Genomic DNA, 17,503 nt, shown 5'->3' on the forward strand with positions numbered 1-17,503 from the left:
ACACCTGATGTGAAGGGGCCGGCGCGCAAGCGTCGGCCCCTTTTCTTTTGGGCGCGCGATCAAGTTTCACGTGAATCACCTGCCGTCCTGGCCACCATCTTACCCCGATCCTGCCATGGGCCTGCCCAAACTCAGCCCAACTGCGCAGGAACCTTGAAGGCTCCTTTCCAGTTGAGAGAGACGATCCCGCACGGACAGTCTCGGGGTGGCGGACATGACTTCCATTCACGATTCCACAATCGGCGATGCCTTCGCCCGAACGGGCGAGTTCCTGACGGGCAATCCAATGGTGCGTGCAGATGCCGACATGCGGCATGTGCTCGATGCGCAGGTTGAGTTGGGCGCCAAGTCGCTCGAGGCCTGTCTGCCGGCCGAGGCGCGACGTCAGCCGACACTCGAAGACGCCGTAAGGAAGGTGCTCGAACGGGCAGGGCGCGAACCCGACGATCAGGGCGTCGATGTCGACGACATCGTCATCACGGGACCGGAAGGCGAAATTTCGACCAAAGTCTATCGTTCGCGCATGATGGATGCGACGGCAACGCCACCTATGATCCTCTACATCCACGATGGCGGCTGGATCGTTGGCTCGCCTGAAAAGTGCGATGCAACGCCGCGGGCGTTGGCCAAGAAGACCGGCGCCGTCGTCGTTTCCCCGGCATACCGCCTTGCTCCCGAGCACAAGTTCCCCGCCGCGCACGATGACTGTTACGCCGTCTGGCTCTGGCTGATCGAGGAGGGTGCGAACCTCGGCGGCGATCCGGGCAAGGCCGCGGTAGTAGGCGAAGGCGCAGGCGCCAATATCGCCATCAATATCTCGCTCCAGGCACATGCCGAGCGCGTCGCCATGCCCGTCCATCAGGTGCTCATTCACCCGATCGCCGGGGTGGACATGTCCACCCCGTCCTATGTTGAGAATATGCGAGCCCGGCCCATCGGCACGCCGACAATGCAATGGTTTTTCCGGCATCTGCTCGAAAGCCGCGCCGAGACGGCTGACCCTAGACTCAATCTCGTTGAGCGCACCGATTTCAAGGGACTGCCGCCTGCGACGCTGGTTATTGCAGAAATCGATCCGTTGCGCAGCGAGGGCGAATTGCTGGGCGAGGCCCTGCACAAGCAGGGCGTTTCCGTCGATGTCCGCTTCTATGAGGGCGTGACACAGGGCTTTTTCGGGCTCGGCAGTGTGGTCAACAAGGCCATGTTCGCCCTGAGCCATGTGGCCAATAATCTGGTAGAAGCCTTCGCAGCCAGCCGCCGCAAGATTTGAACTCCCGATCCCTTCCAGCCGACAGTTGATAGCCGGCGCCCCTCTTGATAAGAGCGGGGCGCCTTACCATTCTTAAAGTGCAGCGCCGCAAGGCCCGCATTTGCTGGACTTTGCCTGTCGGGGACGACCGGACGTAACAAAATAGATGTTGGCTCCACGAGAGCCGATCGGGGAACTGCTTTCTTGGCCAAACGTGATTTTTATGAAGTGCTCGGCGTAGCGCGGGGCGCAGACGAAGCTGGGCTCAAGAGCGCCTACCGCAAGCTGGCGATGCAGTTCCACCCGGATCGCAATCCGGGCGATCACGAGGCCGAGCATAAATTCAAGGAAATCAACGAAGCGTACGACACGCTCAAGGATCCGCAGAAGCGCGCCGCCTATGACCGGTTCGGCCATGCTGCCTTCGAGAATGGCGGCGCCGGGCGCCATGGCGGGCACGGCTTCGGACCCGATTTCGCCTCTTCTATGTCCGATATGTTCGAGGACATTTTTGGGGACTTCATGGGCGGTGGTGGCCGCCGCGGCGGTGCTTCCCGCCTGCGTGGCTCGGACCTGCGCTATAATCTTGAAATCAGCCTCGAAGAGGCATTTGCCGGACGGACCGTCGAAGTGGACGTGCCGACGCTCGTTTCCTGCGCCACCTGCGATGGCTCCGGCGCCAAGCCTGGCACTGGCGCATCAACCTGTCGGACCTGCAATGGCCACGGCAAGATACGCGCGGCGCAGGGCTTCTTCACTATCGAGCGCACCTGTCCGGCCTGCCAGGGACGCGGGCAGACCATGGACAATCCCTGCACCGATTGCGGCGGCCAGGGCCGTCGACAGGAGAACCGCAAGCTTTCGGTCGATATTCCCAAGGGCATCGAAGACGGTACTCGTATTCGTCTCGCCAATGAAGGCGAAGCGGGGTTGCGCGGTGGCCCGCCGGGCGACCTATACATTTTCGTCTCGCTAAAGCCTCACGATCTCTTTCAGCGCGACGGCGCGGATCTCTATGCGCGCATTCCGATCGCTATGACGACAGCAGCGCTGGGGGGCGAGTTCGAGGTGCCGGTGCTCGATGGCAGTCGGGCCAAAGTCAAGGTTTCAGGCGGCACACAGCCGGGGCAGCGCGTACGTCTCAAGGGCAAGGGCATGCCGGTACTGCGCTCAAAGGATGTGGGCGACCTCTACGTCCAACTCGAGGTCGAGACCCCGCAGAACCTCAATCGTAAGCAGCGCGAGTTGCTGGAAGAGTTTGCCAAGATATCGACCAACGACAACAACCCGACCTCGAACGGGTTCTTCTCCAAGCTCAAGCATATTTTTGACAATTGAGGGCGCGGGCGTATAGGCGCCCGTATCCTACGATTTCGCAGTAGACCGTCGGAGCGACAGAAGGGCAGCGAACAACGCCGCCAGTGCTCTAGACTGCCAGGCCCTTTTCAGCCGCGAGTTGGCGTAGGTCGAGCACCGGCCGTGCGCCGATGTGGGAAATGACTTCGGATGCCGCGAGGCAGCCGGCGCGTAGCGCCATTTCGAAATTCTGGCCACGAGCAACTGCCAGCAAGAAGCCGGACGCAAAGAGATCGCCGGCACCGGTCGCATCGACGACATCCACCGGGAAAGCCGGAACAGTCACCACTTCGCCATTGCAGATGGCCATGGCGCCGGCGGCGCCCATGGTGATGGCGGCAACTTCAGCGTCCTTGGCAATCTCACGCGCCGCCACCTGCAGGTCATCGGTCTGGTAGAGTGCTTTCACCTCTTCGACATTGGCGAAGACATAGTCGATCGTACGCGAACGCATCAGATCGAGGAATTCGTCACGATAGCGGTGCACGCAGAAGGGATCGGAAAGCGTGAACGAGGTCGGGCGCTCGTGCTTGTGCGCGTAATGTGCAGCGCGAACGAAGGCCTTCTTGGCCTCCACAGGATCCCAGAGATAGCCTTCCATATAGGTGATGGAAGCAGCGCCGATCTCGTCTTCCTTGATGTCGGCTTCGGTCAGTTCATGGCACGCGCCGAGATAGGTGTTCATGGTCCGCTCGCCATCGTCCGAAAGCAGGATCATGGAGCGGGCAGTGGCAGCGCCGTTTATCAGGCGGCTGGTGTCATAATCAACGCCGATAGCATTGAGGTCATCAGCGAAAACATCGCCCAGCGGATCGTCGGCGACCTTGCCCACGAAGCGAGCATGGCCTCCTAGCGAGGCGACGCCCGCAGCCGTATTGGCCGCGCTGCCACCGGAAATCTGGCGCTTGTCCGCCGGCATGCGCTCATAGAGATAGGCCGAACGGTCGGTGTCGACGAGGTGCATGATGCCCTCGGAAAGACCTTCCTTTTCTAGAAAACCCGGTTCGATCCTGGCGATCACATCGACGATTGCGTTGCCGATGGTGAGGACATCGTACCGGGTTTCGGCCATAGAAGGTCTCCGAAGGGTGCAGAAAGAGCCTCGCCGGAGATAAAGGACTTCCCGCCGAGGTGCAACTAGCCGTTGGGCAAAGCGCGAAGACCTGCCACGAAGCGGGAGAGAATTCGCGCCACGAGCCGATCGCGATCCGCCTCGCCTTCGAGCCGTACCTGATCGTCAAGCAACAGCACCGAGAGCCCGTGGACCAGCGCCCAGGTGGCGACCGTGGCCTCGCGTTCGGCCTCCGGGCTTTCCGCCCCTGCCAAGGCGGCCAGCGATCTATAGGCAGTACTCGCTGCCGACATCAGCTCCGAATTGGCATCCTTGCTAACTTCAGGCGAGAACATCAGTCTGAAAAGCTGCGGATTTTCGCGCGCAAAGCCGACATAGGCAGCGCCCATCGCCTCCAGCCTTTGAGCGTCTGGCACATCGCGCCCGTCGGCATCGAGTGCGGCCGCAAAGCGCAGGAAGCCTTCACGAGCGACGGCGGCCAACAGCGCCTGGCGGTTTTCGAAATGACGGTAGGGGGCCGAAGCGGAAACGCCAACCGCTCGCGCTACTTCGCGCAAACCAAGACTGTCGGCTCCGCCCTCGGTCAGCAGGCGGAGACCAGCCTCGACGAGTGCTCGGCGCAAATCGCCGTGATGATAGCCCCCAGGCTCTGATGTTGACATCGTTCACATACCAGATTATCAAGATGATAACAGTGTTAACATTCATCGTTTCGAGACACCAGCACCAAGGAGGCCGTCATGCTCGATCTAGTCCTCACCATCGCCCACCATCTTGCCGTGTTCTCTCTGGTTGGCGTCTTCGCCGCCGAATTCTTCCTCCTGCGCGAAGGGGTCACCGGCCCCCGACTTACCCAGCTCGGGCAGATCGACCGGCTCTATGGCATGCTCGCCGGCATTGTCGTGGTTGTGGGCATCGTCCGTGTGATCTTCGGCGCAGCAGGGCCATGGTACTATCTCGGCAACCAGATGTTCTGGGCCAAGATGACCGCTTTCGTGCTGGTCGGATTGCTCTCGATTGCGCCGACGCGCGCCATTCTTGAGTGGCGCAAGGCAGCCGTCTCCGACCCGAGCTATTCACCCACGCGGACAGCAATCGGTCGGGCACGACTTTTTCTCCGCATCCAGGCAGTGCTCCTAGCCCTCATCCCAGCCTTCGCCGCAGCCATGGCACGCGGATACGGCAGCTAAGGGCGGCTGGGTGAGCTCGCCTTCGGAAGCGGCTTATTGGGTGCCGGAGTCTTGGGTTCGAACCGACACCATTCTCGGATGATGCAGCGCCAGCATTCGGGCTTGCGAGCCTTGCAGACGTAGCGGCCGTGCAAGATCAGCCAATGGTGGGCGTGAAGCATGTATTTGTCGGGCACGACTTTGAGCAGCGCCTTCTCAACCTCGAGGGGAGTTTTGCCTGGAGCCAGCCCCGTGCGGTTGCCGACGCGGAAAAGGTGGGTGTCCACCGCGATGGTCGGTTGCTTGAAGGCGATGTTGAGAACGACATTGGCCGTCTTGCGGCCGACACCCGGCAATTCCTCTAGCGCCTCGCGGCTGTCGGGCACTTTGGACTCGTATTTGTCGATCAGTACCTGGCTCAACGCGAAAACGTTCTTGGCCTTGTTGCGGTAGAGGCCGATTGTGCGGATGCAGTCCTCGATGCCCGCGACACCTAGTTCCACCATCTTTTCGGGAGTCGGCGCCAAGGCGAAAAGCCTTGGCGTCGCCTTGTTTACACCAGCGTCGGTGGCCTGGGCGGACAGCACGACCGCTACCAGGAGGGTGAAGGGGTTGGTATAGTCGAGTTCACCCTTCGGCTCCGGATTAGCGTGCTCGAACGCGGCAAAAATAGCCTCGACATCGGCGGCCGGGAGTCGTTTGATCTTTTTGGGGGGCATAAGCGTTACCTGCTGAGTCGCCGTAGTGATGCAAACATGATCACCAAAACGCAAGCTGACCCTTTGTTCGCAGCCAAGCTGACCCCGTACCGCTCGCTGAGCGTGCGAGGACAGACGGTGTTGATCGGCGTCATCGCAGCCATGGCCGCGATCCCATCGATGGTCTTCTATTCGCTCGGCGCCTGGCCGATCGTCGGCTTCATGGGCCTCGACGTCCTCGGTATGTGGCTGGCGCTGCGTTGGTCAAACCGCCAGACGCGGCGATTTGAGGAAGTGACACTCTGGCCCAACCGCCTAGAAGTGCGTGAGGTGAGCCCCGGGGGCAAACAGACAACCACAGCTTTCGACCCCCATCGAACCCGCCTCATCATCGATCGCGACTATGACGAAAAGACCCTGGCACTCTATCTTCGCAACGATGGTGGAGATTACGAGCTGGGCTCCTTCCTTGCGGCCTCCGAGAAAGCAAGCTTCGCCAAGGTCTTCGGAACGGCATTACGTCGGGCGCGTCGGTAGCACCCGGCCTTTCCAATTCATTTCTGCGGTGCAATGGTCCGGTCAAAACCGGGTCGCGCCAATGTGCCGAGGCAGCGTAAATTGTCCCCTATGACACAGCACCAGACTCTTTCCCCCCAATCGGACTACGAGACGGTACGCGCCGCCATTGCGTATCTCTCCGAAACCGGCCCGGACGAACTCGATCTTCCGCGTTTCGCCCGTGCCATGGGCCTCACCGAGCGCCAGCTCACCGACCTCTTCCGGCGCTGGTGTGGGCTCTCGCCAAAGTCTTTCGCCCAGGCAGTAGCGCTGGACCATGCCAAGTCATTGCTGCGGCAGAACGGCTCGGTGCTCGACACCACCTATGAGGTTGGTTTGTCCTCCACCTCACGCCTCCACGATCTCTTCGTCGCCTATGAAGCTATGCCCCCCGGCGCTTTTCGCGCTCGCGGGGAAGGCCTCACAATGCACTGGGGTGCCGCGCCATGCCCCTTCGGCACGGCAGTAATCACAGCCACCGAATATGGCATTTCAGGCCTGGGCTTTGCGGATGAAAATATGAGCGTCGAGGCTGCGTTCGAGGATCTGGCCAATCGTTGGCCGGCAGCGAAATTCGTGCGTGACGATGCGAAGATTGCTCCACTCGTACGACAGATTTTCGATGCCTCGCGTTGGTCGGTCGATCAGCCGGTGCGCGTGGTCCTCATCGGTACCGATTTCGAGATCAAAGTCTGGGAAACGCTACTTTCGATTCCCTGCGGCAAGGCCACGACCTACGGCACCATCGCCAACCAACTGGGCCGCCCCAATTCCGCACGCGCCGTTGGTGCCGCTGTCGGAGCGAACCCGATTTCCTTCGTCGTCCCTTGCCACCGCGTTGTCGGGTCCACCGGTGCTCTCACCGGCTACCACTGGGGCGTCCCCCGCAAGCGGGCAATCCTGGGCTGGGAAGCCGGCATTATCTCAAGCCGGGGTTGAAGGGGTCCCAAACCCCTTCTTCATATCACTCAGAGCGAAACGCGAGCCTTGAGTGCGCCATCAGCATTAAGCTGATAAACGGTCGGCTCCCCTGTCGCGATCTCGCGCTTCAGGATCTGCTCCGGTGTCAGCCCCTCGATAGCCATAACCAGCGCCCGCAGCGAATTGCCATGTGCAGCGATGAGCACAGTCTGGCCGGCAGCAACCTTGGGTTCGATCTCGGCCTTGTAGTAGGGCAGGGTACGCGCCGCAGTGTCCTTGAGGCTTTCGCCGCCCGGCGGGGGCACGTCGAACGAGCGGCGCCAGATATGGACCTGCTCCTCGCCCCATTTGGCGCGGGCATCGTCCTTGTTGAGACCGGAGAGCTCGCCGTAGTCGCGCTCGTTGAGTGCCGTATTGCGCACGATAGTGACGTTCTCGATGCCCATTTCCTCGAGAATGAGGTCGAGCGTGTGCTGGGCGCGCTTGAGGGCCGAGGTGTAGGTCAGGTCGAACGCGAAGCCCTTGGCCTTGAGAATCCTGCCCGTCGCCCGCGCTTCCCCAATGCCTTTTTCAGTCAGGTCTGGATTACGCCAGCCGGTAAAAAGGTTCTTGAGGTTCCACTCGCTTTCGCCGTGGCGCACGAGGATGAGAGTACCGGTCATGAAGGATTTCCTTAATTGAGGCCGAGAACGTCGTTCATGGTGTAAAAGCCCGGCTGCTGGCTTGCCACCCAGAGAAGGGCTTTCACGGCGCCATTGGCAAAAAGGCTCCGGTCCTGCGCGATGTGGCTCAATTCCAATCGTTCGGACGGGCCTGCCAGGATCACGGTGTGATCCCCAATCACGTTGCCACCGCGCAGCGTTGCGAAGCCGATCGTGCCGGCCACGCGAGGACCGGTAATACCATCGCGAACCCGCACCGAATGATCGGCGAGCGAAATCTCGCGGCCCGCCGCTGCGGCCTCTCCCAGCATCAGGGCAGTGCCGGAAGGCGCATCGACCTTGCGATTGTGGTGCATCTCTATGATCTCGACGTCGAATTCGGCGAGCTTGGCGGCAGCCTGCTTGACGAGGCTGGCAAGGATATTGAGGCCGAGTGAAAAGTTGCCTGCCTTGACGATACGCCCACCCTTGGCGCCTGACGCACGGATCGCGACATCATCCTCGGTCGAACAGCCGGTCGTGCCGATGATGTGGATGAGACCCTTGGCGGCCGTCTTTTCCGCCAAGGCAACAGACGCCACAGGGGCGGTAAAATCGATAACCGCATCAGCCGCTGCCAACGCAACGTCGACATCGTCGGTGATAAGCACGCCTGAAGCCTCAAGCCCGGCGAGCGCGGCGGCGTCCTTGCCGATGGACGGGGAGCCAGGACGGTCGAAGGCAGCAGCGAGTTTGAGGCCGGAGGTGGCGGCGATGGCGCGGATATTGGCAGCGCCCATGCGCCCGCCTGCTCCTGCGACGGCTACCCTGATGTCGGCCATGATCTCGTCTCCGAACAACAAATGTGGCTGAGCTTCTAGCAGGCTGCCTGCCTCAATGCCAATCAGGCGAGGCGGGTGCCGCCCGCCATTTCGGCAAGAATGCGCCGCGCCGCCTCGGCCGGATCGGCGGCACCGGTGATGGGGCGGCCGACCACGAGATGGCTGGCGCCGGCATCGAGCGCGGCGCGCGGACCGGAAACGCGCTTCTGGTCGCCGTGTTCGGCCCAGCTCGGACGGATGCCCGGGGTGACGATGGAGAGTTTCGAGCCGACAATGGTGCGCACCAGTTCGGTTTCCTTGGGCGAGCAGACGAGCCCGCCGATCCCGGCCTCCCTGGCATCCTCGGCGCGCAGCGCCACCAGCCCTGCCGCGTCGCGGGCATAGCCGGCATCGTGGACGTCCTGGTCGTCCATCGACGTCAGCACTGTGACCCCGAGAATGGAGAGTTCGGACCCCTTCGTGCCCTTGAGGGCCGCCCGCATGGCTTTCGGATAGGCGTGGACGGTCAGCATATGCGCGCCGGTGGCGGCGATGGCGGCGGCGCCCTTTTCGACGGTGTTGTCGATATCGAGCAGCTTGAGGTCGAAGAAGACGCGCTTGCCGGCGGCGATCAGCGCTTTGCCCAGATCAAGGCCGTCCCCGCCGTAGAAGAGCTGGTAGCCGATCTTGTAGAAATCCACCGCATCGCCGATATCGGCGATGATCCGTTCCGCCTCGGTGCGCGAGTCGAGGTCGAGGGCGACGATCAACGTTCCGGTCATCGGCAGATTCTCCATGTGGGGCGTGTTCCGGCTCCCTCGCACATTAGGTGATCCGCCACAAGGGTGAGTGCGAATCGCGCTGCAAAAATCGCCCTTGCGACCGGGATATTATGGCGCCATAAGACCGCCATGCAACAACAAGCCCTATCCGCCATCGTCGCCTGGATTCGTCTCGAGCGAGCGATGGAGAAATTCAATCTCGACCTCAAGCAGCAGTTCGGCCTTACCGGGCTGCAATTGGCGGTGCTGCGCATCCTCGCCGAGCGCCCGCAATTGCCGCTGGCGGCACTACGCAAGACGCTGGTGATGCATCCGGCGACATTGGGTCAGTCGATCGACGAATTGCGCCTCAAGGGCCTGTGCACCGTCAGGCGCGACGCCAAGGACAAGCGGGCGCGGCTCGTGGCCATCACGCCGGAAGGCGCCGAGCTGGTAGCGGCGACGCCGCTCGCGGGACCCGTACGCCTGCGGCAGGTCGATCACGACCCCGACCGACTCGACCGCCTCACCGGCGCCCTCGAGGACGCCATGGAGCTTTTCGCCCTCATCCCCTGGGCGCCGTCCGGCGGCGCCGAGAAATCCACGAGAACAGAGAAGGCTGCACAATGACCATCATGCCCCTCGGCATCGACAACGTGCTTTTCACCGTCGCCGACCTCGAAGCGGCGATCGGCTTTTACGAGGCCATCGGCCTCAAACTCAAGTTCCGGGTAGCAGCGGCACATATGGCGCTGTTCGCCATAGGCGGGGAAGAACCGGGCCTCGTCATCCGGCAGGGCGAGGATGCTGGCGGCGGCAAGTTCTGGGTGGAAGTCGCCGACGCGGTCGAGACGCGCAAGGCGCTCGAGAAGCTGGGGCATTCGACCGTCTGGCTCGAAACCGCCACCGGCTTCACCGTCGAGACGCGCGATCCCTCCGGCAACGTGCTCGGCTTTGCCGATTACCGCAAACGCCCCGAACTCGCCCGAAAAACCTGACCGCGCCTAAAGCGCCAAGTCTTCCATCGGCACCCAGTCGGCGACCAGCGCCGGTCTTGCCCTGTCGATCACCAGCACATTGCCGCCGCCGGGCGCGCCCATGCGGCGCTGGTCTTCCGCGAGTCGGATCGGGCGTCCGGCCAAATGGCATTTGAGCAGGGTGCCGACGCAGCCATGGCCGCAGAATACCAGCGGCGTCGTCGCCGGAACCTCCTCGAAGACCTGCTGCACCGCCCGGACGATGCGGGCCTGCGCATCGATCGCCCGCTCCCAGCCGCGATAGCTTGCCTCCGGTTGTCCGAACAAGGCTGCCACTGCTTCCTCGAAGGCCGCGCCGGCGAGAAACCCCGTCGCCGACCTGTCATTCTCGTCGAACGCGCTTCGCGAGCGGATGTTTTCGCTCGCGGGGCCGGCAAGGATGGCGGCGAGGTCGAGGGCCTTCTGTTCGGTGCTGGCAAAGAAGATCGTGTCGCCTGGCAGGATTTTGCGCGCCGCAAAGATTTCCGCGCGCTCTCGGCCGGTGGCGTTGAGGCCCCATCGCGGCGTGGGCACCGCGGGATCGATCACCACTTCGGGGTGGGTGATATAGAGCGTCAATGCCATCAGATGCCCCCGCGCGAAAAATGCGTCAGCTCGCGCACCATCTGCTCGACCTTCTTGCGCACCCCGTCCTCGACCGGCACGCCGTTCTCGTCGAAAGCCTCGGAGGCGGGACCGACGCCCAGCAGCGTCGGAACCAGCAGCGCGCCGAGCTTGGAAAGGCTGTCGCGCAGGTGAGCGATGCCGACCACGCCGCCGTATTTGCCCGAAGACACCGCACCCAGCCCGAACACGGCATGGCGCCATTGCCCGTGCTTCTGGCGCGAGAGCCAGGCGACCATGTTGGTGATGAGCGGGGTGGTGCCGGAATTGTATTCGGGCGAGATGATGAGGACCACGTCGGCCTTGCCGAACATCTCGGCCAGCCGCCCGGCCGCCTCGGGGGTCTGCCCGTCCACTTCGAGATCTTCCGAGAAGATCGGCATCGGGAAATCCTTGAGGTCGAGGTCGATGACCTCAAATCCTTCGACGTCCCGCAGCTTGTCGCTCACGTAGCGACGGAGGATTTCGTTGTAGGAGCCCTTGCGGGTCGACCCGCAAAGGGTAAGCGCCGTCTTCATCTGGTCCAACCAAGCCTCTGAAAGCCAAGAGGAAGCCAGCCTAACGGGTCATCCCTGCGCCGCCTAGATACGGCGCAGAAAGACCTCTTCGATGACATGGCTGCGACCCTTGCGCAGAATAAGGTCGGCGCGGCCGCGCGTCGGCACGATGTTCTCGACGAGGTTTGGTCTGTTGATGGTCTCCCAAACCCATTTGCCATAGGTCTTCGCCTCGTCCTCACTCATCAGCGCGAACTTGTGGAAGAAGCTCTTTTCATCCGCAAACGCCGTCTCGCGCAGCTTCAGGAAGCGCTGCAGGAACCAGGTCGTCAGGTCGTCCTCGTCGGCGTCGATATAGACGGAGAAATCGAGGAAGTCGGAGGCGAAGAGGATCGGCCTGCCTGATTTCGGCAATTCGCCCGGCTGCAGGATGTTGAGGCCTTCCACGATCAAAATATCGGGGCGATCGACGATTATTTCGTTTTCCGGAACGACGTCATAGACGAGGTGCGAGTAGACGGGCACGTGCACGTTGCCCTTGCCCGACTTGATTTCGGAAAGGAACCGCACCAGCCGCGCGCGGTCATAGCTTTCCGGAAAGCCCTTGCGGTCCATCATGCCGCGCTCCTGGAGCACGGCGTTCGGGAAGAGGAAGCCATCGGTCGTGACGAGGTCAACCTTCGGCGAGGATTTCCAGCGCTGCAGAAGCGTCTGCAGGATGCGGGCAGTCGTGGACTTGCCAACCGCCACGGAACCCGCGACGCCGATCACGAACGGAACTTTGGAATCCGTCGTGCCCAGGAACATATTGGAGGCACGATGTAGCCCCTGAACAGCTTCAACATAGAGCGAGAGCAGGCGCGTGATCGGCAGGTAGATCTCTTCGGCTTCGTTGAGCGAGATCGGATCGTTGAGCGCGCGCAGCCGGTCGATGTCTTCCGCCGTCAGCGTCATCGGCTCGTCGGCGCGGAATTTCGACCATTCGGTCTTGGTGAAGCGGTGATAGGGGGCGAGGTCCAGACTCTCTTGGGCGGTCAGCACGAACTACTCCTTGGGGCGGGCGGCCTTCTCGGCCAGCCCGGACTGGGCGGTGCGGCCATCGAGCTCCGCCATGACCTCATCGAGCGAAACACCGGCGGCGCGCAATAGGACCAATAGATGATAGAGGAGGTCGCTGGCTTCGCCGACGAGCCCCTTGTGGTCGCCGGCCACGGCGGCAATCGCTGCCTCGACGCCCTCCTCGCCCACTTTCTGGGCGCATTTCTGGATGCCGCGCGAAATGAGCTTGGCAGTGTAGCTTTCCTCGGGCGAAGTCGAGGCGCGGAGTGCGATGCGCTGGTTGAGTTCTTCGAGCGTCACTTGTCTTCTCCCGATACGCGATCGGACCGCACGGCGATGCCGTTGCGCGCCAGATGCGCCTTGGCCTCAGGGATGGTGAAGGTGCCGAAGTGGAAGATCGAGGCCGCCAGAACGGCATTGGCGTGGCCGATCTTGACCCCGTCCACCAGGTGATCGAGCGTGCCGACGCCGCCCGAGGCGACGACCGGCACGTGCACCGCATCGGCGATGGCGCGGGTCAGTTCGAGATCGAAGCCTGATTTGGTGCCGTCACGATCCATGGAGGTGACCAGCAATTCGCCGGCCCCCAGCTCTACCATGCGGGCGGCGAATTCGACGGCATCGAGCCCGGTCGGATTGCGCCCGCCATGGGTGAAGATTTCCCACTCGTTGGAATTGTCCTGCCCCGGAGCCTGGGTCAGCCGGCGGCGCGCATCGACCGACACCACGATGCACTGGTCGCCGAATTTATCCGCCGCGCGGGCGATGAAATCGGGGTCGCGGACGGCGGCGGTATTGATCGAGACCTTGTCTGCCCCGGACAGCAGCAGTTTTCGAATGTCCTCGATGCTGCGCACGCCCCCGCCTACCGTCACCGGCATGAAGCAATGCTCGGCCGTGCGCGCGACGACGTCGAAAATCGTCTCGCGTCCATCGGCGGAGGCGGTGATATCCAGAAAGGTCAATTCGTCGGCGCCGGCGGCATCATAAGCGATGGCCGCTTCCACCGGATCGCCGGCATCGATGAGATCGACGAATTGCACGCCCTTGACCACACGGCCGTCCTTGACGTCGAGGCAGGGGATAAGGCGGGTCTTGAGAGTCATGGGGCAGACTCCTTGCTTTCAATGTCTATGAGCCTTGCCGGCGCGCATTGCGCCGCCAGACGATACGATGGGCGATGAGCGCGACGAGCCAGCCGCCCAGGGCGAAAAGGCCGATGGGAATGGTGGCGAGCATGAACCAGCCCATCACCCCCATGCCATAGAGCAGTTCGCCCCAATCCGAGCCCAGCACCATGCAGGGATGCACGCTGCCCTCGTCCACCCGACAGCCATTGGCATCGGCCACCAGCGACACGAAGGTCACCGAAAACACCGGCCAGAGCGCGAAGAGCAGGATGGCGGCAAGGATCAGCCAATAGATCGCCCAGGGGAATTTCTTCGGCGCTGGCTGCTCCCGGTTCATACACGCTCGCCTCGCAGCAGCGCCAATGCTTCACGTGAATCAATTCGCCCGTCATAGAGCGCACGGCCCGAAATGGCGCCTTCCAGCACCTGCGCGTCGGGCTCCGTCATGCGGCGGATGTCGTCCATGGAAGCAAGGCCGCCCGAGGCAATGACGGGGATCGAAACCGAGCGCGCCAGATGGAGCGTGGAGTCCCAGTTGATGCCGGTCAGAATGCCGTCACGGTCGATATCGGTATAGATGATCGCAGCGACGCCCGCGCCCTCGAAGCGCCTGGCCAGCTCGACCACGTCGAGTTCGGAGGTTTCCGCCCAGCCTTCCACCGCCACCTTGCCGCCGCGCGCATCGATGCCCACCGCAACCTGGCCCGGGAATTTTTTGGCCGCTTCCCTGACCAGGGCCGGATCGCGCACGGCGACGGTGCCGAGGATGACGCGGGCCAGGCCCTTTTCCAGCCAGCTTTCGACATGGGCGAGCGTGCGAATACCGCCGCCCAACTGCACCGGGAATTTCACCGTACGAAGAATATCTTCCACCGCCGCGCCATTGACACTCTCGCCGGCAAAGGCGCCGTTGAGGTCGACGACGTGGAGATATTTAAAACCCTGGTCCTCAAAGCTCCTGGCCTGCTCGGCGGGCGAATCGTTGAAAACGGTGGCCTGCGCCATGTCGCCGAGTTTCAGGCGCACGCATTGACCGTCCTTGAGGTCGATAGCCGGAAAAAGAATCATTATTTCGGGCTCCAACCCAGAAAGTTGCCGATGAGCGTGAGGCCGAGCCTCTGGCTCTTCTCGGGGTGGAACTGCGTTCCGAACATGTTGTCGCGGCCGATGGCGGCGGTGACGCGCTGGCCGTATTCGGCCGTGGCGACGAGCGCGGCGGAATCGCCCATTTCCATGTGGTAGGAATGGACGAAATAGGCATGCAGGCCCTCCGGCCCATCCTCGATGCCGGCCAGCAGGTCGTGCGGCTTCTCGAAGCGCAGCGTGTTCCAGCCCATATGCGGCACTTTGAGCGCCGGATCGCTGGGCTCGAGGCGCACGATGGCGCCCTTGATCCAGCCGAGGCCCTGATGCACGCCCTTTTCGCGGCTTTCCTCGGCCATGAGCTGCATGCCCACACAAATGCCCAGGAACGGCGTGCCGCCCCGGATGACGCGCTCGTTGAGCACCTCGACCATTCCGGGCACGGCTTCGAGCCCGGCCTTGCAATCGGCGAAGGCGCCGACGCCGGGCAGCACGATGCGGTCGGCGCGGCGCACGGCATCGGCATCGGCGGTGACGACGATATCGGTCTCGGTGCCGCGCGCGGCGCGCTCAAAGGCCTTGGCGGCGGATTTGAGATTACCCGAGCCGTAATCGATGATGGTGACGGTCTGTGTCATGACTTAGCGGTTCTTGAGATAGTCGATGCGGGCGAGGTCTTCGGCGGCGGCGATGGTGTCGCCGGCCTGGAGATAGCCCTGGCGATGGAGTTTTCGCGCCCGGAAGGCGGGCGCCTCGAAGCCGAACCACAGCGCCATCAGCCCATAGAGCCAGAACGCGGCGTCCCCGCCCAGCCAGCGCCCTGCAAAGCCCAAGGCCAGTATGACGACGACAAGTCCCAGAAAAGCCAGCCAGAGCCGGTGGGCCAGCGCATAGACGGGCGGCAGCAGGAAGGCGAACCAGGAAAAGCGCTCGGCCACAGCCTCGGGCGCCGTGTCCGGGCCTTCGGCCCCGTTCCGGGTGAAAAGCGAATAGAGGGTCATGCTAGGCTCCTATCTATGAGCCCGACCGGAAAAAGCCTAGGGCAGGCCTAGAGCGTTCCCTTGGTCGACGGAATGCGATCTGCCGCACGCGGGTCGATTTCGACCGCATCGCGCAGCGCCCGGGCGAGAGCCTTGTAGGCACTTTCGGCGATATGATGGTTGTTGTCGGCATAGAACGTCTCGACATGGAGCGTAATGCCGGCATTCATCGCAAAAGCCTGGAACCATTCGCGGAAGAGCTCGGTATCCATGTCGCCCACCTTGTCGCGGGTGAAGTCCACTTTCCAGACGAGGAACGGACGGCCGGACACGTCGAGCGCCACGCGGGTCAGCGTGCCGTCCATGGCAAGGTCGCAACTGGCGTAGCGGCGGATGCCCTTCTTGTCGCCGAGCGCCTTGGCAATGGCCTGGCCCAGAGCGATGCCGACGTCTTCGGCTGTGTGGTGCATGTCGATATGCAGGTCGCCCTTGGCGGTGACGTCGATATCGATGAGGCTATGGCGCGAGAGCTGGTCGAGCATGTGGTCCAGAAAACCGATGCCGGTATTCATGGCATGGCGGCCCGTACCATCCAGATTGACCGACACGAAGATGTCGGTCTCGTTGGTCTTGCGGGAGATTTCTGCCTGGCGCATGGGACCGCTCGGGAAAGGATCGCTCGAAAAAGGGTTCGGCGTTCTCTAACAGCTTGCCGACCCGCCGAAAAGGGCATGGCCCGCCTGCCGTTGCATTTCCGTTCACGCACCCAATATTTTGGTCAAATCCTTTTGGAGTTGTAGATGAGTAACAACGACGATTTCACCGGCTGGCACGGCACGACGATCGTTGCGGTCCGTAAGGACGGCAAGGTCGTGGTGGCAGGCGACGGCCAGGTGACGGCGGGCGCCACCGTCATGAAGCATACGGCAAAGAAGGTCCGACGCCTGGCCGGCGGCAAGGTCATCGGCGGCTTCGCCGGCGCCACGGCCGATGCCTTCACGCTGTTCGAACGCCTCGAGGCCAAGCTCGAACAATATCCCAACCAGTTGATGCGGGCCGCCGTGGAACTGGCCAAGGACTGGCGCACCGACCGCTATCTGCGACGGCTGGAAGCCATGATGATCGTGGCCGACGCCAACGACACGCTGGTGCTGACCGGCACGGGCGACGTGCTGACCCCCGACCATGGCGTCGTCGCCATCGGCTCGGGCGGCAATTACGCCTATTCGGCCGGTCTCGCCCTCCTCGAGAACAGCGACCTCGATGCCGAGACCATTGCCCGCAAGGCCATGAAGATCGCCGCCGAGGTGTGCATCTATACCAACGAGAACGTGACGCTCGAAAGCATCGAGCAGTGACCTATTCGATCCGCCGCCTCGGGGAGCATGATCTCGGTGCCTACCGGAAGATCCGGTTCGAAGCCCTGAGCAATCATCCGGAGGCATACGCCTCCACCCCTGAGAATTTTGCGCAAAGAAGCGATGCGGAACTCGCCGCGCTTCTGCGCAAGATGAGCTTCTACGGCGTCTTCGCGGAACCAGGCCTGGGCGGCATTCTCGCCTATGCTCGGAGCGATGGCGAACGCGAGCGGCATCGCGGCTGGATCTACCAGGTCTATGTGCAACCGGCCCTTCGGGGCACGGGCTGCGCGCTCGAGCTGATCGAAACGGCTGTGGACCAGGCCCGCGACGAGGTGCTGCAACTGCACCTGGGCGTGGGCGCCCACAACAAGCCGGCCATCCGCCTCTACGAGAAGGCGGGCTTTTCGATCTACGGCACCGAGCCCCGCTCGCTCAATGTGAACGGTCGCTATGTCGACGAACACCTGATGGTGCGCTTCCTGGATAAGGCACCTGGAGACAAGTAAG

The 17,503-nt window shown here is 62.6% G+C and carries 25 protein-coding genes; 9 read left to right on the plus strand and 16 right to left on the minus strand.

Annotated features, from left to right (window positions below):
• Positions 1–214 precede the first annotated feature (214 nt).
• A complete protein-coding gene (locus JNE37_RS08530; protein ID WP_203065949.1) occupies positions 215–1,270 on the plus strand; it encodes an alpha/beta hydrolase in 1,056 nt (351 codons plus the stop codon).
• Positions 1,271–1,453: 183 nt separating this feature from the next.
• Positions 1,454–2,587, plus strand: coding sequence for a molecular chaperone DnaJ (dnaJ, locus tag JNE37_RS08535; RefSeq protein WP_035033856.1), 1,134 nt, complete (start codon positions 1,454–1,456; stop codon positions 2,585–2,587).
• Positions 2,588–2,675: 88 nt separating this feature from the next.
• On the opposite strand, the gene JNE37_RS08540 is transcribed toward dnaJ, so the two are convergent.
• On the minus strand, positions 2,676–3,677 hold the full coding sequence (locus JNE37_RS08540; protein WP_203065950.1) for an adenosine kinase: 1,002 nt from the start codon (positions 3,675–3,677) through the stop codon (positions 2,676–2,678).
• Positions 3,678–3,742: 65 nt separating this feature from the next.
• The gene (locus tag JNE37_RS08545) at positions 3,743–4,339 is read right to left on the minus strand and encodes a TetR/AcrR family transcriptional regulator (protein WP_203065951.1); all 597 of its coding nucleotides are present in this window, start codon (positions 4,337–4,339) and stop codon (positions 3,743–3,745) included.
• Between the two features lie 78 nt (positions 4,340–4,417).
• Here JNE37_RS08545 and JNE37_RS08550 point away from each other — a divergent pair, with 78 nt between their 5' ends.
• Positions 4,418–4,867 carry a DUF2214 family protein gene (locus JNE37_RS08550; protein WP_203065952.1) on the plus strand — a complete coding sequence of 150 codons (450 nt, stop codon included), beginning with the start codon at positions 4,418–4,420 and terminating at the stop codon, positions 4,865–4,867.
• Here JNE37_RS08550 and nth read toward each other — a convergent pair.
• Positions 4,864–5,565, minus strand: a complete 702-nt coding sequence (gene nth, locus JNE37_RS08555) for an endonuclease III (protein WP_203066353.1) — start codon at positions 5,563–5,565, stop codon at positions 4,864–4,866. The two genes, JNE37_RS08550 and nth, sit on opposite strands and share 4 nt — an antisense overlap.
• A 36-nt stretch (positions 5,566–5,601) precedes the next feature.
• Between nth and JNE37_RS08560 the strand changes: the two genes are divergently transcribed.
• Entirely contained in the window at positions 5,602–6,081 is a 480-nt protein-coding gene (locus tag JNE37_RS08560) for a DUF2244 domain-containing protein (protein WP_203065953.1), read from the plus strand.
• A 90-nt stretch (positions 6,082–6,171) separates the two neighbouring features.
• The gene (locus JNE37_RS08565) at positions 6,172–7,041 is read left to right on the plus strand and encodes a methylated-DNA--[protein]-cysteine S-methyltransferase (protein WP_376743019.1); all 870 of its coding nucleotides are present in this window, start codon (positions 6,172–6,174) and stop codon (positions 7,039–7,041) included.
• Positions 7,042–7,070: 29 nt separating this feature from the next.
• Here JNE37_RS08565 and JNE37_RS08570 read toward each other — a convergent pair whose 3' ends face one another.
• From JNE37_RS08570 to pyrF, 3 genes are all read right to left on the minus strand, one after another.
• Positions 7,071–7,685, minus strand: a complete 615-nt coding sequence (locus JNE37_RS08570) for a 2,3-bisphosphoglycerate-dependent phosphoglycerate mutase (protein ID WP_035090059.1) — start codon at positions 7,683–7,685, stop codon at positions 7,071–7,073.
• 11 nt (positions 7,686–7,696) lie between these two features.
• A complete protein-coding gene (dapB, locus tag JNE37_RS08575; RefSeq protein ID WP_203065955.1) occupies positions 7,697–8,506 on the minus strand; it encodes a 4-hydroxy-tetrahydrodipicolinate reductase in 810 nt (269 codons plus the stop codon).
• A gap of 62 nt (positions 8,507–8,568) precedes the next feature.
• Complete coding sequence (gene pyrF / locus JNE37_RS08580) at positions 8,569–9,267, minus strand: orotidine-5'-phosphate decarboxylase (RefSeq protein WP_203065956.1); 699 nt, start codon at positions 9,265–9,267, stop codon at positions 8,569–8,571.
• Between the two features lie 129 nt (positions 9,268–9,396).
• Here pyrF and JNE37_RS08585 point away from each other — a divergent pair, with 129 nt between their 5' ends.
• On the plus strand, positions 9,397–9,876 hold the full coding sequence (locus JNE37_RS08585) for a MarR family winged helix-turn-helix transcriptional regulator (RefSeq protein ID WP_203065957.1): 480 nt from the start codon (positions 9,397–9,399) through the stop codon (positions 9,874–9,876).
• A complete protein-coding gene (locus tag JNE37_RS08590; protein WP_203065958.1) occupies positions 9,873–10,244 on the plus strand; it encodes a VOC family protein in 372 nt (123 codons plus the stop codon). Before JNE37_RS08585 ends, JNE37_RS08590 begins: the two co-directional genes overlap by 4 nt.
• A 6-nt stretch (positions 10,245–10,250) precedes the next feature.
• Here the strand turns inward: JNE37_RS08590 and JNE37_RS08595 are convergent, their stop codons facing one another.
• From JNE37_RS08595 to hisB, 10 genes are all read right to left on the minus strand, one after another.
• On the minus strand, positions 10,251–10,847 hold the full coding sequence (locus JNE37_RS08595; protein WP_203065959.1) for a histidine phosphatase family protein: 597 nt from the start codon (positions 10,845–10,847) through the stop codon (positions 10,251–10,253).
• Positions 10,847–11,404 (minus strand): NADPH-dependent FMN reductase, encoded by a 558-nt coding sequence (locus JNE37_RS08600; RefSeq protein ID WP_246513659.1) that lies wholly within the window; start codon positions 11,402–11,404, stop codon positions 10,847–10,849. The genes JNE37_RS08595 and JNE37_RS08600 overlap by 1 nt, the downstream gene beginning before the upstream one ends.
• Positions 11,405–11,467: 63 nt before the next feature.
• On the minus strand, positions 11,468–12,421 hold the full coding sequence (coaA, locus tag JNE37_RS08605) for a type I pantothenate kinase (protein ID WP_379124539.1): 954 nt from the start codon (positions 12,419–12,421) through the stop codon (positions 11,468–11,470).
• Positions 12,422–12,427: 6 nt separating this feature from the next.
• Positions 12,428–12,742 (minus strand): phosphoribosyl-ATP diphosphatase, encoded by a 315-nt coding sequence (locus JNE37_RS08610; RefSeq protein WP_246513589.1) that lies wholly within the window; start codon positions 12,740–12,742, stop codon positions 12,428–12,430.
• The gene (hisF, locus tag JNE37_RS08615) at positions 12,739–13,548 is read right to left on the minus strand and encodes an imidazole glycerol phosphate synthase subunit HisF (protein ID WP_203065962.1); all 810 of its coding nucleotides are present in this window, start codon (positions 13,546–13,548) and stop codon (positions 12,739–12,741) included. The genes JNE37_RS08610 and hisF overlap by 4 nt, the downstream gene beginning before the upstream one ends.
• A 25-nt stretch (positions 13,549–13,573) precedes the next feature.
• Positions 13,574–13,909, minus strand: a complete 336-nt coding sequence (locus JNE37_RS08620) for a hypothetical protein (RefSeq protein ID WP_203065963.1) — start codon at positions 13,907–13,909, stop codon at positions 13,574–13,576.
• Complete coding sequence (gene hisA / locus JNE37_RS08625; RefSeq protein WP_203065964.1) at positions 13,906–14,640, minus strand: 1-(5-phosphoribosyl)-5-[(5-phosphoribosylamino)methylideneamino]imidazole-4-carboxamide isomerase; 735 nt, start codon at positions 14,638–14,640, stop codon at positions 13,906–13,908. Before hisA ends, JNE37_RS08620 begins: the two co-directional genes overlap by 4 nt.
• Positions 14,640–15,293 carry an imidazole glycerol phosphate synthase subunit HisH gene (hisH, locus tag JNE37_RS08630; protein ID WP_203065965.1) on the minus strand — a complete coding sequence of 218 codons (654 nt, stop codon included), beginning with the start codon at positions 15,291–15,293 and terminating at the stop codon, positions 14,640–14,642. Before hisH ends, hisA begins: the two co-directional genes overlap by 1 nt.
• 3 nt (positions 15,294–15,296) lie before the next feature.
• A complete protein-coding gene (locus JNE37_RS08635) occupies positions 15,297–15,656 on the minus strand; it encodes a DUF2628 domain-containing protein (RefSeq protein WP_203065966.1) in 360 nt (119 codons plus the stop codon).
• Positions 15,657–15,703: 47 nt separating this feature from the next.
• Positions 15,704–16,291, minus strand: a complete 588-nt coding sequence (gene hisB, locus JNE37_RS08640) for an imidazoleglycerol-phosphate dehydratase HisB (protein WP_203065967.1) — start codon at positions 16,289–16,291, stop codon at positions 15,704–15,706.
• A 144-nt stretch (positions 16,292–16,435) separates the two neighbouring features.
• On the opposite strand from hisB, the gene hslV reads away from it, so the two are divergent.
• Positions 16,436–16,993: an ATP-dependent protease subunit HslV gene (gene hslV / locus JNE37_RS08645; RefSeq protein ID WP_035090038.1), complete on the plus strand. Its 558-nt coding sequence runs from the start codon at positions 16,436–16,438 to the stop codon at positions 16,991–16,993.
• A complete protein-coding gene (locus JNE37_RS08650) occupies positions 16,990–17,502 on the plus strand; it encodes a GNAT family N-acetyltransferase (protein ID WP_203065968.1) in 513 nt (170 codons plus the stop codon). Before hslV ends, JNE37_RS08650 begins: the two co-directional genes overlap by 4 nt.
• The last annotated feature ends 1 nt before the right edge of the window (position 17,503 follow it).

It is taken from the genome of Paradevosia shaoguanensis (assembly GCF_016801025.1).
In the GTDB taxonomy this organism is placed as follows: Bacteria; Pseudomonadota; Alphaproteobacteria; order Rhizobiales; family Devosiaceae; genus Paradevosia; species Paradevosia shaoguanensis.

Coding starts and splice junctions, on each gene's coding strand:
- JNE37_RS08565 (WP_376743019.1), top strand. CDS start 6,172: ATGACACAGCACCAGACTCTTTCCCCCCAATCGGACTACGAGACGGTA.
- hslV (WP_035090038.1), top strand. CDS start 16,436: ATGAGTAACAACGACGATTTCACCGGCTGGCACGGCACGACGATCGTT.
- JNE37_RS08530 (WP_203065949.1), top strand. CDS start 215: ATGACTTCCATTCACGATTCCACAATCGGCGATGCCTTCGCCCGAACG.
- JNE37_RS08600 (WP_246513659.1), bottom strand. CDS start 11,404: ATGAAGACGGCGCTTACCCTTTGCGGGTCGACCCGCAAGGGCTCCTAC.
- hisH (WP_203065965.1), bottom strand. CDS start 15,293: ATGACACAGACCGTCACCATCATCGATTACGGCTCGGGTAATCTCAAA.
- dapB (WP_203065955.1), bottom strand. CDS start 8,506: ATGGCCGACATCAGGGTAGCCGTCGCAGGAGCAGGCGGGCGCATGGGC.
- JNE37_RS08620 (WP_203065963.1), bottom strand. CDS start 13,909: ATGAACCGGGAGCAGCCAGCGCCGAAGAAATTCCCCTGGGCGATCTAT.
- hisB (WP_203065967.1), bottom strand. CDS start 16,291: ATGCGCCAGGCAGAAATCTCCCGCAAGACCAACGAGACCGACATCTTC.
- hisF (WP_203065962.1), bottom strand. CDS start 13,548: ATGACTCTCAAGACCCGCCTTATCCCCTGCCTCGACGTCAAGGACGGC.
- JNE37_RS08590 (WP_203065958.1), top strand. CDS start 9,873: ATGACCATCATGCCCCTCGGCATCGACAACGTGCTTTTCACCGTCGCC.
- nth (WP_203066353.1), bottom strand. CDS start 5,565: ATGCCCCCCAAAAAGATCAAACGACTCCCGGCCGCCGATGTCGAGGCT.
- JNE37_RS08560 (WP_203065953.1), top strand. CDS start 5,602: ATGATCACCAAAACGCAAGCTGACCCTTTGTTCGCAGCCAAGCTGACC.
- JNE37_RS08540 (WP_203065950.1), bottom strand. CDS start 3,677: ATGGCCGAAACCCGGTACGATGTCCTCACCATCGGCAACGCAATCGTC.
- JNE37_RS08585 (WP_203065957.1), top strand. CDS start 9,397: ATGCAACAACAAGCCCTATCCGCCATCGTCGCCTGGATTCGTCTCGAG.
- JNE37_RS08595 (WP_203065959.1), bottom strand. CDS start 10,847: ATGGCATTGACGCTCTATATCACCCACCCCGAAGTGGTGATCGATCCC.
- hisA (WP_203065964.1), bottom strand. CDS start 14,640: ATGATTCTTTTTCCGGCTATCGACCTCAAGGACGGTCAATGCGTGCGC.
- pyrF (WP_203065956.1), bottom strand. CDS start 9,267: ATGACCGGAACGTTGATCGTCGCCCTCGACCTCGACTCGCGCACCGAG.
- JNE37_RS08570 (WP_035090059.1), bottom strand. CDS start 7,685: ATGACCGGTACTCTCATCCTCGTGCGCCACGGCGAAAGCGAGTGGAAC.
- JNE37_RS08550 (WP_203065952.1), top strand. CDS start 4,418: ATGCTCGATCTAGTCCTCACCATCGCCCACCATCTTGCCGTGTTCTCT.
- JNE37_RS08545 (WP_203065951.1), bottom strand. CDS start 4,339: ATGTCAACATCAGAGCCTGGGGGCTATCATCACGGCGATTTGCGCCGA.
- JNE37_RS08635 (WP_203065966.1), bottom strand. CDS start 15,656: ATGACCCTCTATTCGCTTTTCACCCGGAACGGGGCCGAAGGCCCGGAC.